The following is a 15,964-nucleotide window of genomic DNA, read 5'->3' as shown; positions in this document are numbered from 1 at the left end:
CCATATTCAATCCGGCGTACCACCCCAGTTCCACCGGGTCGCGGAGGCGCCTTTTTCCACCTCGACAACCAGGCATTGTGCCGGGAGTACCTTGCCAAACTCAGGCGCATAGCTGGACTCTTCAATGCGTCCCCGCCCCACTGTCACCCTTATAAAAACAGAACGTCCGTCGGGCAAGCTCACCCTGCCACACTGGCTTGGGACGTCGAAAACCGCCTTGCCTTGCGGATGAATAATGTACCGGGCGACGGCTGGATGCCCACCGGTGACCGTGTCAAGAACCAACAGCCCATTGGCATCCATTTTCCACTCTCTTCGATGCACCGGTTTGCCCGGGAGCCTGCGGTAACCGTCATGGGAGCAGCCTACTGTCAACGCATGCCGGGTTTCGGCGCACCGGAGATCGAAAGGATACGCCCTACGCGCCACCCGAAACCCACCCCAGACCTCTGAGGAGTCCTGGCCAGCCACCTCCACCGTGCTGTGAGAGATGGTTTTGCGCTCGAGCGACCGCGTTGGCGACAGCCCATAGCAAGATGTGCCGCCATTGACCACCACCCGCTGACCGAACACCGACATTTCGAATGAAAGAGTGTCGGCATGCGCGTGTCCGGGAAGATAGTCCGGTCCCACGGGTGCGACATCCAGAAAAACCACACTGGCGGCGGAACTCATGCGGATATAGCCGCTCTCCGGCCAGCACGACATCAGGAGGTCGTCCACTCCCTGGCGAGGTTGCGGCGCCTGCCACCCGATGCTCAGGCGCGCCGCATAGGAAAACAACTGATCAGGCTCCGGCGCGACATTGAGAGCGGCGTCGTTGAATAGGGCGATCTGCCCATCAGGATGCAACATTCCCTCGGCCCACTTCAGCATCCGCATGGAAGTATCTGTCCAGGTCTGAACCACTGCAGTCGGTACGTGCCCAGGGTACGCCCTGGAGATGTTGATCAGGTCAAGAACATCCTCCAAGAAAATCGCGTGGTACATCGTGCTGCGTTCGAAGTTGCCGCCGTCTGAAAGCACCTGCTCCGAAAGCTGCTCTGCAATGATGGACAGGCCCTTACCGAGCCAGCTTCGGGCCTTTGCGCCTTCGAAGAAAAGGCCCGCATACACCAGCGCCTTGGCATTCGCAAAGACATGGTTTCCAAGCAGGTGCCACTCAATGCGCCTGGAAAGCCAGTGTGCCTGTATTGCCAGGCTAGCGGCAGCCTCGAGGGGCAATGGATTGCTCCCGTGTGACCACTTGATCCAATTCACGATGCGCAGCGATACGGGGTAAGATTCCCACCCATTTCCCTGTGCTGGCGGGTTATCGGCAATCCAGCGCTCTATCAGGGCTTGGTGCCACTGCGCGCGTGCGCCCGCGTCTTCGGCGTTCAGATCGTCAAAGTAATGCAGGTTATAGAGCCAGAGCTTGTCATGCCCAGGGCTATTCCAGCCGCGTTCGTCCAGCGTCGCTGTGGCGTTGAGAAAACTGAAGGTGTTCGGGCCCAACATGCTCTGCCTACGGCGCGCCGGTCTTTCCCAAGGCCCGTCTCTCGGTCTAGTGGAGGGCAGTGATAAAAGTCCGGGTTGCGGCTTGAACAGCCTGAACCAGACTCTCCCGTAAAACTGTATGGGTTTGAGGTACCTTAGCGTATTCCAATAAAGAGAGATTGGCGGCATCAGGCACCTAATGCCGTGGCAACTTCAATGCTGACCCTGCTCGTCTCGAGGATTTCGCTCAAGGGGATGGGCCACGCCCCTGCCCCGGACACTGAATCCATAAATGCGCAAACACAATTTTTCTGCCCCTTGTCCTGGACCCAAAGGTTGAGTTTGCTGAAACCAGGCCATCCAAAGCCCACGAGCTTCCTGAAGTTGTTCAACTGGAGGATCTTGCCTGCCGCGAACACTTCGAGACGCTCCTTGGGAAAGGACTTGTGGCCGTTCGAGAAGTAGTGGATTGTTCCCAGCGAACCGTCCGTGAATCGAAGGGTAATGGTCACTGTATCGCCAGATTCGGAAGCCATTTTGGCTATGGCATGACTCTCTATCGGCACGCCAGCGAGAAAGCGCACGAGATCAATGAAATGGCAGGCTTCCCCGATGATCCGGCCTCCACCGACCTCAAGGTCCTGAGTCCAGTGACCACCAGGAATGGCTCCGGCATTCACGGTACAAATGAATGTCTTGGGGCCTTTCACTGCAGCCAGAAGGCTGTGCATCTTCTGCACATGCGGGGCAAACCGGCGGTTGAAACCCACCATGAGTACTGGCAAGCGGGACGGCAACTCGGACAGACCGACGTATGTAGTCTCGATCTCCGCAAGCTCCTCCAGCGTCAGGCAGAGCGGCTTTTCCACAAAGACATTTTTGCCTGCGCGCAGTGCTTGCAAGACCAGCGAGGCGTGGCTGTCGTGCCGTGTCGTTATGACGACAGACTCCGTGCCGCTGTCGGCAAACAATTTCCCCGTATCGGTCGTGGTCTCCTCGAATCCATACTTGCGAGCGGCATGAACTCCGCTGACACCAGCACTCGACGCCACGCAGCGCAAATGGGCCCCGGCCGCCTTAAAAGCGGGGATAAGGACTGCAGTTGCATAGTTTCCTGAGCCAATGAAACTGGTGGCTGGTCCTGACGGTGTACGCTGTGAAGCGGCTGGGAGCCGCACAGTCCGGTTTTGGAGCTGACGCTGACTTCCCCCGGGGTAATCAAGCAATATGCCAAGCGAGGGGGCCGATCCCCCCACCACGTCATAGGCGGCTTTTGCATCGTCGATGCCAAAGCGATGCGAGATCAGCGGCAGCACGTCCAGGCGCTTGTCGGCCATCATGTCCAGGACCGCCTCAAAATTGCGTTGTTCTGTCCACCGTACGAAACCGACCGGGTAGTCGTGCCCCTTGTCCTCGTATTCAGGATCGTAGCGCCCTGGTCCGTAGGAGCAGGAAACCTGAAAGGTCAACTCTTTCTCGAAGAAGTCGGCGCGCGACAACTCCAGTCCAGTCACGCCGACGAGTACGATCCTGCCGCGTTTGCGCGACATGAGAGCTGCCTGGTGTATTGGCAGGCTACTGGTCGTGGATGCCGTGACTATTACCGCATCCACGCCGCGCCCGCGGGAAAACAAATGGGCACTGGAAACCGGGTCTTCTCCGGAGGAAAGGTCAACGACCTCGGCACCAAATCGCCGGGCCATCTCCAGCTTCTGACGATCCATGTCGATGCCCAGAACCCGGCAGCCATGCGCGCGCAACAACTGTACGGTCAGCTGTCCTATCAGCCCAAGCCCCGTCACCACGACTGCTTCGCCCAATGTGGGCTGGATCAGCCGTATGCCCTGCAATGCAATCGCGCCGACAACCGTGAAAGCCGCCTCGTCGTCCGTGACGGTTTCAGGCACTTTAGAACACAGGTTCATGGGCATGCTGACAACCTCGGCATGCCGGCCGTTGGAAACGACTCGATCACCGATTCTGATGCCGGGCACGCTGGAGCCCACTTCCGACACCAGCCCTACATTGCAGTAGCCCATGGGCAACTGCTGGTCAAGTTTGTTCAATACTGCCTTGACAGTAGGTAACAGTCCGTCGGTCTTCACCTTTTCAGCGACCTGACGCACCTTGTCGGGCTGCTTGAGCGCCTTCTCGAAAAAACCCGCCTTCCCGAAGTCCACCAACATACGCTCGGTACCCGCAGAGACAAGGGTTCGTGAAGTCTCGATCAACAATGAGGTTCTGCCTGCACGGGGGGCCGGCACATCCACGATGTTCGTTTCTCCGGTCCTGAGGTCCTGCAAAATCTGTTTCACTTCGAATCCTCTTGATGTCGTGACAAAACGCAATGGGGGCAAGCTATTGTTCGAAAATTTCTACTCACCATTTGCAAAGGCCTTTGCCACCAGCTGTTCCTTTTCCGCCGCGCCGGGATAGCTGATCAGCACTGCGCGGTATTTGCCCTTGAAAACGAACAGGCTCCCGGCAGCCGCGCCAATGGTGCCGAATTTTCCGATCAACTCGGAGATGTGCGCCAGGGAACCCGCGCCCCCCAGCACAGTCAAGGGAAGGCTGGTGCAGTCACGAACCGCGGTCACCAGCCTCAGGTCGTAGCCGTCCTGCATGCCGTCGCGGTCGATTGAATTGACCAGAACTTCACCCGCCCCGAGCGCCTCGACCTTTTTCACAAACACCACCGGATCCAGGTCGCAAGCCTTGGTACCGTTGTGGGTGAACAGCCTGTATTTGTTGCCCAGCAACCCCTTTTTCCTGACGTCAATCACCACCACGATGCTCTGGCTCCCGATGCGCTCAGCAGCGTCGGAAATCAGCTGCGGATTGCTTACCGCCGCAGAACCGAGCGCAACTTTTTCCACGCCCAAGCCGATGATTTTTTGAATCTGCTCGATTGTCTTCACGCCGCCGCCATAACACAACGGCATACGACATTCAGCTGCAAGGTTCTTGATCAGCCTGTAATCAGGCTCGCGGTTATGCGCCGTGGCGTCGATATCGACGACCACAAGCTCATCGACTTCCTTTTCATTGAAAATCCGGACGGCGTTGATTGGGTCGCCGACATATTTGGCGTTGGCGAAGTTTGTCGTCTTGACAAGGCCGCCGTCCTTGATCAGAAGACAGGGGATGATGCGGGGCCTCAGCATGATTTATAGAGCCGCGAAGTTTTTCAGAAGCTGCGTGCCCGCGCGGTGGCTCTTCTCCGGATGAAACTGCATGCCAAACACGTTGCCGCTCGCCACCGCCGACGAAAACATCCCGTTGTAGTCAGTCAGGGCAAGTGACTCCGCCGGATCAGCGGGAGAAAAATAGTAGGAGTGGAGAAAATAGAACATCGGGCTGGACAGCATGTCGGCGAAGAGTCCGCCAGTCCGCTGTGGGTTGACATTATTCCACCCCATGTGTGGCAAATGTGTTTGCTGGGTGAAGCTCGCTTCATCGAATCGCTTCACCTCCCCTTTGATCCAGCCCAATCCCGGCATCACGCCTTCATCGCTTCTCTGGGCCATCATCTGCATGCCGACGCAAACACCGAGGATCGGCACCTTTCTCACCAACACCATCTCGTCGAGCAAGGAACGCATGCCCGAGCTATTCAGCTTGGCCATCGCCCAGTCGAACGCCCCCACACCCGGCAGGATGAGATGGTCGGCGCTCTCAAGCTTCTCCGCACTGTCCGCTACCACTGCAGGAATGTTGAGGCTTCTGTATATGTTCATGAAGGCGTGGATATTGCCCAAGCCGTAATCAACCAGCGCGATCATCTCTTTCCGCCAATTTCCAGGCCGAGCGCCTTCAGTACTTTCGCACCAAGCAGGTAAAGAGACTCTTGGGATTTGTAGTCCCGATATGATCTATTCGGTGCGTCCAGATAGCCCTTCAACTCCTCCACCGGGATTCGCAGCTTGGTGGCTACATATTCAAAGTCGTTGTCGATGGTAGTTTCGTCATATGGCTTTCGCTCCAGCCGTTCCAGGGCTTCAACGCGCGTCATTTGCCCCGTCACGATCAAACTAGAAAACTGAACACGTCTTGTGTCATAGCCAAACTTCTTCGGTAGCCAGTAGCCTTCATAGAACTTGGTGAAGCGGGATTCAAAATGTTTTTGAGGATACGGCTGCCACCCAAACCGCTGCTGAAGCAGCGCGATCGCGTCCTGCTTGACATAGCTGATGTAGTTGAGCGGCCTCTCCACCCTGATCTTCTTGATGTACGGCAGGAAAATCTTATGCTTGAGAATCGAGGTCACGGGATAGGTATCAAGGGGCCTCGTTCCGAATTTGTTGTGAATGTCCCGCAGTTGCCGGGCATCCGACTGGTAGTACATCCATTCCACGGGGTTACGGATGCATTCAGTTGACAGATTCGCACCCGTCAGAATGTATCGGACCTTGTGCTGCTCTGCAAACTTGTACATAGTCGCGAAAAAGGCATGGTCCTGGGGCGTATCAATGTGGGGAACGCCGGCTTTGAAATAAGCCAGTTGGAGGTCCCGCATCTCCTCCCAATTAATGACCTCGGTGTACAGATCGAGTCCCAGTCCATCAACCAATTTCTCGATATTGTTGACCGCCTCCTGCGAATTCCAGCCAGCGTCCACATGAAACACGAGGGGACGAAGTCCGAGTTTTTCCTTTGCCACATAGGTCAGATAAGAGCTGTCAACACCGCCGCTCATTCCTATGATGCAGTCAAAGTCCTTGCCTTCCCCCTCTTTTCGGATTCTGGCTACAAGCGCGTCAAGCGCCTGCGCACCTTTTTCTCCCTGAGGCCAATTTGGCAGGGTCTGGTTGTAGAACGTCCTGCAGTGGTCGCACACGCCCGCCTCGTCAAACACAATCATGGAATCAGTCGTGTCCATCACGCAGTTGCTGCAAATCTTGTACATTGTTTTTTCTTGTGGTAGAGGTTATTGATGGACTGATTCCAGCCATACTTGGATGCACAACAATGAAAACAGCACACTCGAGTGGTCTACCCCCATCAGATTTTCATTCTGCAATTGCGTGAGTTCGGACGCATTGAAGATTCCCTGGCGGCTTATGCGGGCTTCATCAAAATAATATCGCATCATCTCATTGCTACCTCTCATCCATGACCTCAAGGGAAGCCCGAATCCTGCTTTTTCTCTGTAGATCACTTCATGCGGCAAAAGCGACTCCATTGCCTTCTTCAAGACATACTTCGGCATGCCTTTCTTCATTTTCACGGAGGCTGGAATCGAATTCATAAGGCGCACCAACTCAAAGTCCAGGAACGGAACCCTCGCCTCTACGCCCGAAGCCATGCTCATCCTGTCTGTATACGCCAGGTTCAGCGACATGAGATCGTAATGCTGGTCGAGGTTCATCATGTTTGCAATCACATCGTGGTCACCCATGGCATGAAGGCGCGAGAGCAAATCGCCCCCAACCGAAACACTAGCTGAATCCACGAAAAGCCTGGAGATGCGATCCTTTGCCCCCCAGGTATACATTCCCAACATCCGCTCATCCCGCTCTTGGCCCCCGAGTGTCAACAGTTTTTTTAGACGCCGGTTGATTGCATTCATGCGACCGGGTACGTGATTCGGCAACGCGCTTCCTGCAAGCCTGGAAAGGCTGCGGGCCGGGCCGGGCAGGGCCCTCAACATGCGTTCCGCCGAGTAGCGGCGGTAGCCGCCCAGAAACTCGTCCGCACCCTGTCCGTTGAGCATGACCTTGACGCCACTCTTTCTTGCCGCCTTACAGATGAGGTAAGTGTTGATGGCAGCCGGATCGGATATGCCGTCCTCCATAAAACCCGCAAGCTCAGGAAGCATTGAAATAAAGTCCCGATGCGCTTCAATGACATGGAGTTCCAAGCCCAAACGGGACGCGATCAATCTGGCAAAAGACAAGTCGTCGCTCTGGAGATCATTGAAGCGGTCCTTCGCAGAGAATGAGATCGTGTAGGCATCCCTGATATTGCCGCCCCGCCTGACAGCCTCCACGGCGACGGCAGAGGAATCCAGGCCCCCGCTCAGCATGAGCGACATGGGCACATCTGCAACCAGCTGACGGGCAACCGCGTCTGAAAAAACCTGTGAAAAGCGGGCAACAATATCCTCGTCTGACGCGAAGTCCATGGGAGACTGAAGCTGTTCGAACAACTTTGCCGAGGCGACCTGCTTGCCAGCAATATAACTTTTGCACAATCCAGGTTCAAATTTCTCAAATTCAACATACGGAGTATGTGGCTCAGGCACGTACATATAGGCAACCTGATCCGCAAGAGATTGCAACCTCAGAGTCCTTTGAACGCCGGGAACTGCAAGCAAACCTTTCAATTCAGAGCAGAAGATGACGCTCCCATTCTGTTCGGAAAAAAACAAGGGTTTGATCCCCAGCGGATCTCGCAGCACGTGCAGGCAGTTTTCAAGACGGTCAAATATGCCAAGTGCGAAGATGCCGTTAAGCCGGGACAAAAAACTCACGCCTTCCAGCGCAAATCCCTCAACGATGACCTCGGTGTCGGACGATGACTTCCAATTGATCCCGGAGTATTGGCCCTCCAAATAGGTTTTTAGCTCGGAATAGTTGTAGATCTCTCCGTTGTAGGAAATTACAAATCTTTCGGAGGCGTCGACCATGGGCTGATGCCCGGATTGTGAGAGATCCAGTATCGACAACCTGACATGCCCCAAATGGCAGGAATGGTCATTGGAAACAAACACACCGGTATCGTCCGGGCCCCTGTGTCGCACTACATCAAGCACGTCTGCAACGGGGACAAACGAGCCCGGCGGCGAAGACGCAAAGAAAACGCCGCACACCTCAGCTCCTCCGTTTGAAACAGGTGACCGCAGTAAGAACTTCGTTGCTGCGCGCCAAACCCGGGTTAATAAAATTTTTCAACTACTTTTCCGATCGATCTGTTCTCGTCATAAAGTTCTAGCGCCTGTTCAGATGCCAGGAATGGCATTTCCACGATTCTCTTGGCGAAACCGACTGCGTGACTGAGCCAGCCACTGTCGGCCAAATCCACGACAAACACCCGCGACCTCATGCATGGCGGCAAGGCATCGATCCAGGTGTTGTATGTCACCGCCACGCAGGCGCCGGCAAAAATAGATTCATATACGCTCCTGGGGGAGGAATCGCTGCGTGGAATTGAAATCACCAACAATGACTCGCTCAGCAAACGGTACATTTCATGCTTCTGCAGTCGCCCCAAATCATTGTCCTGAGGCCCGAAATGGGGGCGCAGTTCAGAAAGGTAAGTGGCGTCCGCGAATGGATAAATAAAAGTCAGTGGCGTGGACGCCGCCGTGGCGTTTCGTATTTCCACGATTTCGGAAATGCGGTAGAGATCTTCCATGCCCCTGATGGACACGACACGCTCACGTTTATTGGGCATGCGGTACTGGAAGATGTCATCCACATTGATGCCGTTCTGAAAAACATGTGCATTGACCCCCGCAATCGCTTCTATTCCGTTCTTCATCTGCAGCGAATCCACGATAACCGCACTGGCCTCCTGCAACACCCTGCGGCAAAAGTACTTATACAGTCTTGACCGCCCGGGCCGGATGAGGATTTCATCTCCTTGGGGAGTTCCGACATACTTGATGCCAGCCATGAGGCAGAGCGCCATGTAGTACATCGGATGTGCATGCACGACCCGATTCGGAAATTTATCAAGAATGCGACGCAGCTTCACTGCCTGAACAGGAAGCAGAAGCAGTTTGACACAATTGCGCCAGAGGTTTGAGTAGCGCGACTGTCCGGCAAACAGTAGTTTGTCAATCACAATCAGCGAGTGGATTTCATCTCCCGGTCTGGAAAGATCGACATAACCTTCACCGCCAAAAAGATCCGTCACAAAGATCACTTTTCTGTCCGGGCACACCCTACGCACCGCCCGATACCAATCCATGGCGTGAAAATCTCTCGCACCGCCGAGAATCACGACCGTTGGCAGATCAGTCTTCATGGCCGACCTTCAGCACGGCATCACGCTTGCAATTCCGGCAGAGTGCAAAGCTTTTCATCATTACAGCGACCCCAAACCCTCCAGACCGCGACAGCTCGTCAAAAGCCGCTTGCAGGAGTTTTTCACACCACATCAAAGAATTTTCCCCGCATGACTCCTGACCCCGTGAAACCGCAGGGTTTGCAAAATGCCAGCCTTTAATTCCACAACAGGACTCAGGTCCAGCGCTTTCCGGGCGAGCTTTACATCAAGTACGCTGGCAGGAATATCAACCCTGCGCGATTCGGTGTTGACGGTTTTGATCGAATAGCCAAGTATCTCACCCATCAGCTGAATCACCTCCGCCAGAGAGTGCCCTGCCCCAGCCCCTATATTCAGCACAGACGGAACGTCGTCCTTCAAACCCGCAAGCACCATTGCCCGGGCCAAGTCATCGATGAAAATAAAGTCCCGGATCGCTCGCCCTTCATCGCGCAAAATCAATTCTTCGCCGGAGATGATTTTTCCGATCGCGATGGCAATGAACCCTTGGCGCCCTGCCAGATTCTGCCCAGGTCCATACGGATTGGAAATCCGCAAAATGCGGACATCTATCTCATGCAGGTGCTTGGCAAGCAGCAGGAATTTCTCGATGGTGAGTTTGTGAACACCGTGTGAGCTGATTGGATCGGTAGGTGCGGACTCCCTGATGGGAAGTGTCTCCTGAACGCCATATACCGACGAAGACGAGGAAAAAACAATCCGGCGAACACCGGAAGCGACGCAGGCGTCGATAAATTGAACGGTGCCAACTACATCCTCATTCAACTCACGTGCCGAGTCCACCTGCTGATCACCCGGCACTGTGCTGGCAACAAGATGGTAAGCAATGAAAACCCCATTCAACGTGGCACGAAGCAGCGCCTGGTCCCGGAAGTCCCCGGTCACCCAACTGGCTTTGCCGTACTCATTGCCGTCCGGCGGGTGACGATCAAGCACACTCACATCGCAGCCGCGTGCAAGCAGACTCCTGATCAGGGCCTTTCCGAGAAAGCCCGCGCCTATTACCGCAATCCGTTTTCCGGGATTCATCATGCCATTTTCACAGGTGCGGTTGAGCGCGAGACCAATTGCAATCCGCTCATGCACTTTCGAGAGTGGCAAGAACTTCCTTTAACGAACATCGGTCGCCTGGGTTTGTGCATGATTTACCGGCGCATGCAAGACTTGAGCCTTCGAACCGGGGCCATGCCGCAGCGCGTTAAAACGGGAATAGGTCACCAGCATGTACACGCATAGCGGGGACATGATGAAATTATTGTGCAACAGGGAAACGAGGATAAACGCGACATACAGTGGCGCATTCTTCAACAGCAGGGCGAGATACAAGCCGCCTAGAAAAATGCCGCTTTGCGTCGCCAGGGAAAAGATGCCAATCTCATTGTGCCCGTCATGTTTGAGGTACAGCAGTTTCGCCGCACCCGACACGTCGATTACACCAGAGGGAATCGGATTGAGCAAGGCCGAATAGTAGGCTGGATCTACCAGTTGCAGAACAATCACCACAAGCGAATTCTGAGTTTCGCCGATGCTTGCATTCCAGCTGATCAATATCTCAGTCAACTCATCCGACCAGACCAGCCCCGCACCCAATACCGCAACCAGTCCAGTCAGGATGGCATAGAGGGAGAATCTCCTTCCGGGTACGCCATAGCGGGGGAAAAGCCACGAGCAGACAAGATTGGCAATATATGAAACGAAGATAAACCTGCTGGCGGCGATGTACACAAGCAGTAAGCCGCCGCCATACAAAAATCTTTGCCGGCCGTAATATATCAACGCGATTGCGAGGAAGAAGGCGTTGAAGTGGGAGTTGAGGAAGATTCCCCCAAAAGTCGAGAGGTTGTATTGAACATCGAACGTCAGAGAAATAAATGGAAGCATCAACTCTGGAAAGACCCTGTTGACAAGTATCATTATACCGGTCGCTGCAAACACGGGAAATATCAAACGCGACTTGAAATTGATCTGGGAAAAACAGATCAGACTCAACACCCCGATTCCGTTCTGCTTTGCATTTACCAAGAACGTATCCTGATCCTGCGTGAAAAACGAGCATAGTGTTACGAACACAAAAACAGCAATCAGCACAACCTGTTCGGTCAGGAGTCTTACCGTGCATATCTTGTACGCGAGCAAGCCGGCAAGAAGGAGTTCGACGGGAACCTGAAATATTTTGAGTGCGGGAATGGTTGCCGCCAGAAACATTTGCAGCACGGACAGTGCAACGATGCACTCCATCAATCCACTGGCAGGGACACTCTCTTCCCGGCTGTGCTTCAGGGCTTGCCTCATTTTTTTGTCTTTTTCACTGTAAGTGCCAAAGCCATCGCAAGTGCCTTGAATCTGATTTCCGAATCCCCAAACCTTATGCAATAGCAAAGATGGTGCATGACTGCTGCATGCCGTCCCCCCAAAAAACGGGACCGCACACGTGCATAGAGAATTCGCGCAAAAGCCGTACGCCTTTCCCGCTTATCCAGCAGAGGCAGAAAATCTGACACTGCCGCGCGCATCGGGCCCGACATGTCTTTCTGGGAAACGCCCTGCGCATGCACAAGATAGTAGCCCAGCCCTTTCGCCAGATATTTGAATTGACCTGGTTGCCGGGACATGAGTAGCCATGTGTGGTAATCCTCGGCGGCGGTCATTGCAGGACTCTCGTTCATTCCACCGACGCTCTCAAGCAGCCTCTTTCTTACAAGAACCGACGAAGTAGCGATCGGATTGCCATTGACCAGCAGGTCAATCGTGGCGCGACTCCCAAGTTGCCGGGACTTTATTTTCCGTTTGAATATCCCAAGCGATTTGGCACCGACAATTTCCATGTCGTGATACACCAGATTGGTGTCTGCAGAGGCGGCATCCAGGCAGCTCTGCAGTTTGTCATGGGTCCACCAGTCATCGGAGTCCAGGAATGCTATCCATTCCCCATTCGACTGCCTCAGTCCAACATTCCGCGAAGCGGCAATGACGCCGTGATTACGGAATTTGACCAGCTTGATGCGGCCGTCCCGGAATTCCGATATGACCTCTTCAGTACTATCGTGGGAATAGTTGTCGACCACCGTCGCCTCCCAATTCCCATAGGTTTGCCGGATCACCGAGGTCAGTGCACGGCGCAAAAGATGAGCGTGGTTATAAGTCGGTATGACGATAGAAACAAGCGGCTGCTCAAAACTCATTGCGTTGCCACCGGTCTAGGAAAATGCCGTTTTGCAAAATCTCAGCAACCTATCGATTTCGACCTCGAGGACCGCTGGCTCTCGCTTAGCAAGCCGCTTTGTGCGAAATTCAAGGAAGGTGCTTTGTTCAGACTGCGGGGCGTTAGGCGGTAGTTCAAGCGACGGCCGGAAGCCGAAAATGACCTGGCAACGCTTTTCGATTATCTGCACCATGTCAAGAACAGAAAGCGACGTCTCGCTGCCTACGTTGAATATGCCGCTCAAATTACTCTCACAGATGCTTGCAAACTCGTTTTCAAAAAGCTGCAGAAAAGAATCCATGGGAATGAAGTCTCTCTGCTGAAGCCCGCTGGACCGAAGCACCATTTTTCCTGTCGTCACAACCTGCCGGCACAAGTCATTGACCAGCAACATCCAGCAATTTACGTCGCGGTCCACAGGTGAGCCGTATATATTGGACAGGCGAAGCACAATCCTTTCGCATTGAGCACCAGATCGCTTGTCCAAGACAGCATTTTCTCCTGCGACATGACTGGTCGCATAAGGATGCAGATTGCGAGGGCAAGTGCCTTCATCAATCCGTCCTTCAAGGGGACTGGCGTACACGTGCGCAGTGGACAAATAGACGATTCGCCTGACTTTGGACTTTTTTGTCGCCGCCACCAGACGCGCGGTCGCTACTCCGTTGAACTCCAGCGCAGCCACCGGGTTGGCCGAACAATCCTGCGCATTCATGCCGGCAGCATGGACAAGCAAATCTACATCACCGCAAATGCGCTCCAGAGCCGCAGCGTCGTCCCAGACAGTCCTCACCACACGCGAATCAGGCAGCCAAGCCGGTGCTGAAGCGGCGCGGCGCGAACCCAACAACACCTCATGCCCGGCAGATCGCATCCGCTGGGCCATCCGGCCTCCGACAAAGCCGAATCCACCGGTTATGAGTACGCGCATCGCGGCAAGATTAACGCACCCAAGGGGCACCTTTCGCCCATAGGGACTCCAGCAATTCATGATCGCGCTTGGTATCCATGCAATGCCAGAACCCGTCGTGGTGATAGGCCATCAATTCACCGGCCTTGACGGCTTGTTCCAGGGGCTCGCGCTCCAGCATGGTTGCGTCACCGTCGATCAGGTCAAAGAAAGTCGGCTCGATCACGAAGAACCCTCCATTGATCCAGCCCTCGTGCAATTGAGGTTTTTCCTGAAAATTGGAGACCCGGGAGCCGTCAATTTCGAGTTCGCCGAAGCGTGCGGCGGGGCGCACGGCAGACACGGTCACCATGCGGCCATGGCTTCGGTGAAACGCCAGCAGCGCGTCAAGGTCTATGTCTGCAACGCCGTCTCCATAGGTAAGCATGCAGGTCTCCTCACCGATGAAGTGGCGCATGCGCTTGACACGCCCACCCGTCATGGATGCGTCACCCGTATGGACGAGGGTCACCTTCCAGTCAACAGGGTCAACCTGATGGGGAATGACGTTTCCCGACGAAAGGTCTACCGTGAAGTCGGAATTGAGGGCGCGGTAGTTGAGGAAGTACTCCTTGATGACCTCTGCCTTGTATCCTAGGGCCACGTAAAAATCCTTATGCCCGAAGTGTGCAAAGGTCTTCATGATGTGCCACAGAATCGGCTTGCCTCCCACGGGTACCATGGGTTTCGGAATGACATCGGTGTATTCCGCCAAACGTGTGCCGAACCCGCCGGCCAAGAGAATGACTTTCATGGATTTGATTTTCTAGAAGAAGTAAAAAACGATACGGAAGAATCAGCGGTGCTTGATGTCCCAGTCATAAGGGATGCTGGCATCAAATGCGGGCCTTCGCTCAATTTCGTTGGGGCTGTGCGGCAAGGTTGCGCAGTTCGCAACGATGGCCGTGTTTGTGCCGACACTTTTGAAGCCGTTCCAGATTAGAGGGGGCACTGTGACAAGTACATAGTTTTCAGGAGAAATAAAAAACTCCTGAATTTCACCACGTGTGCTGCTTCCCTCCCGGTCATCAAAGAGAACAAATTTTATTTCACCAAAAATGACTGCGTAGTTGAGCGTCATTTCCTTGTGCAGGTGCCAGGCTTTTACGACGCCAGGATGTGTGCACGAAAAATAAATCTCGCCAAACCGCGAAAATACTTCCGAGTCCTCGCGCAGCATGTGCATCACTTTGCCGCGCTCGTCGAATATCTGGCGCAGGGGGGTGAGTACTACTCCGTCAATCATGCGAGCTCCGGAAAAAATTCCTGCAGTTGCTGGCGTGTAACATCTTCCGCCGCCCCACCATTCATCACGGCTTTGTACCACAATGCTGTAGCTTCGAGGGTCTTATCCACGTGCCAGCGGGGGTGCCAGCCAAGCAACTGGTGTGCCTTGTCACAGTTCAGCTGGAGCAGGCGGGCTTCGTGAACCTGATTTGGGGATTCAACGACTTCCACACGCCCCACACCGATATGCGAAACAATCGTGTCGGCGACTGTTTGGACCGTCCGTATCTCTTCTGTGGAAGGACCAAAATTCCAAGATCCTTCCCACTTTTTTGGCTCTTCATAAAGGCGCACTGCCAGCATGAGGTAGCCCAGTATGGGCTCAAGCACATGTTGCCATGGCCTAGTTGCTCCAGGATTGCGTAGATTCACCGGCTGGCCCGCTTCGATGGCGCGAATGCAGTCCGGAATAATCCGGTCGACTGCCCAGTCGCCGCCACCGATGACATTGCCGGCTCGAGCGCTTGCAGCGCCCAAAGCTGGTCGTTGCCCAAAAAAAGACCGCACGTAGGATGAAAACGCTATCTCCGCTGCAGCCTTGGATGCACTGTAAGGATCTCGCCCACCCAGTTGGTCTGTCTCCCTGTATCCCCAAACCCACTCCAAGTTTTCATAACACTTGTCAGATGTTACATAGACAAGTGAACGCACGGAGTCACATGTCCGGACTGCATCCAGCAAGTTTACCGAGCCCATAACATTGGTCGAAAAAGTATCTGCGGGATCCTGGTAGGACGGCCGGACCAATGCCTGCGCAGCCAAATGGAAAACATACTCCGGCTGAAACCGGCTCAACTCGATGCTCAATCGCGCCGCATCCCGGATATCACCTTCAATGTGGCGGACCTTTGAACCCAGCTTTAACATTTCAAAATGGTTTAGCGGTCCACTGGGCGGTAGGGCATAGCCGCATACCTCGGCTCCCATTTCACGCAACAGGAAGGCAAGCCATGACCCTTTGAATCCTGTGTGACCGGTAATGAAAACCTTCTTGTGCTTGAAGGATTCGACCAAAGGGTATTTCGTCATATTCC

14 protein-coding genes are annotated in these 15,964 nt (G+C 54.4%); all 14 read right to left on the bottom strand.

What is annotated here, in order from left to right:
• Positions 1-6 precede the first annotated feature (6 nt).
• On the bottom strand, positions 7-1,500 hold the full coding sequence (locus tag B0B52_RS06060) for a heparinase II/III family protein (RefSeq protein WP_217349782.1): 1,494 nt from the start codon (positions 1,498-1,500) through the stop codon (positions 7-9).
• Between the two features lie 167 nt (positions 1,501-1,667).
• Complete coding sequence (locus B0B52_RS06055; RefSeq protein WP_077592718.1) at positions 1,668-3,794, bottom strand: bi-domain-containing oxidoreductase; 2,127 nt, start codon at positions 3,792-3,794, stop codon at positions 1,668-1,670.
• Positions 3,795-3,854: 60 nt separating this feature from the next.
• Positions 3,855-4,643 (bottom strand): AglZ/HisF2 family acetamidino modification protein, encoded by a 789-nt coding sequence (locus tag B0B52_RS06050; RefSeq protein WP_077592717.1) that lies wholly within the window; start codon positions 4,641-4,643, stop codon positions 3,855-3,857.
• Between the two features lie 3 nt (positions 4,644-4,646).
• Positions 4,647-5,261, bottom strand: coding sequence for an imidazole glycerol phosphate synthase subunit HisH (hisH, locus tag B0B52_RS06045; protein ID WP_077592716.1), 615 nt, complete (start codon positions 5,259-5,261; stop codon positions 4,647-4,649).
• On the bottom strand, positions 5,258-6,385 hold the full coding sequence (locus B0B52_RS06040; protein ID WP_077592715.1) for an N-acetyl sugar amidotransferase: 1,128 nt from the start codon (positions 6,383-6,385) through the stop codon (positions 5,258-5,260). Before B0B52_RS06040 ends, hisH begins: the two co-directional genes overlap by 4 nt.
• A 21-nt stretch (positions 6,386-6,406) precedes the next feature.
• Positions 6,407-8,233, bottom strand: coding sequence for an asparagine synthase (glutamine-hydrolyzing) (gene asnB, locus B0B52_RS06035; protein ID WP_256387518.1), 1,827 nt, complete (start codon positions 8,231-8,233; stop codon positions 6,407-6,409).
• A 122-nt stretch (positions 8,234-8,355) separates the two neighbouring features.
• Positions 8,356-9,450 carry a glycosyltransferase family 4 protein gene (locus B0B52_RS06030; RefSeq protein ID WP_077592713.1) on the bottom strand — a complete coding sequence of 365 codons (1,095 nt, stop codon included), beginning with the start codon at positions 9,448-9,450 and terminating at the stop codon, positions 8,356-8,358.
• 132 nt (positions 9,451-9,582) lie between these two features.
• Positions 9,583-10,593 carry an NAD-dependent epimerase/dehydratase family protein gene (locus tag B0B52_RS06025; protein ID WP_139351831.1) on the bottom strand — a complete coding sequence of 337 codons (1,011 nt, stop codon included), beginning with the start codon at positions 10,591-10,593 and terminating at the stop codon, positions 9,583-9,585.
• Positions 10,594-10,602: 9 nt separating this feature from the next.
• Positions 10,603-11,784, bottom strand: a complete 1,182-nt coding sequence (locus B0B52_RS06020; RefSeq protein ID WP_077592711.1) for a hypothetical protein — start codon at positions 11,782-11,784, stop codon at positions 10,603-10,605.
• Positions 11,781-12,674, bottom strand: coding sequence for a glycosyltransferase family 2 protein (locus B0B52_RS06015; protein WP_077592710.1), 894 nt, complete (start codon positions 12,672-12,674; stop codon positions 11,781-11,783). Before B0B52_RS06015 ends, B0B52_RS06020 begins: the two co-directional genes overlap by 4 nt.
• 15 nt (positions 12,675-12,689) lie before the next feature.
• Complete coding sequence (locus tag B0B52_RS06010) at positions 12,690-13,625, bottom strand: NAD(P)-dependent oxidoreductase (RefSeq protein WP_077592841.1); 936 nt, start codon at positions 13,623-13,625, stop codon at positions 12,690-12,692.
• Positions 13,626-13,635: 10 nt separating this feature from the next.
• Complete coding sequence (gene rfbF, locus B0B52_RS06005) at positions 13,636-14,397, bottom strand: glucose-1-phosphate cytidylyltransferase (RefSeq protein ID WP_077592709.1); 762 nt, start codon at positions 14,395-14,397, stop codon at positions 13,636-13,638.
• 42 nt (positions 14,398-14,439) lie between these two features.
• Positions 14,440-14,889, bottom strand: a complete 450-nt coding sequence (locus tag B0B52_RS06000; RefSeq protein WP_077592708.1) for a dTDP-4-dehydrorhamnose 3,5-epimerase family protein — start codon at positions 14,887-14,889, stop codon at positions 14,440-14,442.
• The gene (gene rfbG, locus B0B52_RS05995; protein WP_077592840.1) at positions 14,886-15,959 is read right to left on the bottom strand and encodes a CDP-glucose 4,6-dehydratase; all 1,074 of its coding nucleotides are present in this window, start codon (positions 15,957-15,959) and stop codon (positions 14,886-14,888) included. The genes B0B52_RS06000 and rfbG overlap by 4 nt, the downstream gene beginning before the upstream one ends.
• Positions 15,960-15,964 lie beyond the last annotated feature (5 nt).

Origin of the sequence: Polaromonas sp. A23 (genome assembly GCF_002001015.1) — a bacterium.
GTDB lineage: Bacteria > Pseudomonadota > Gammaproteobacteria > Burkholderiales > Burkholderiaceae_C > Polaromonas.
Note: the sequence above shows the minus strand (reverse complement) of the source record. Positions and strands in the feature narration are given on the sequence as shown.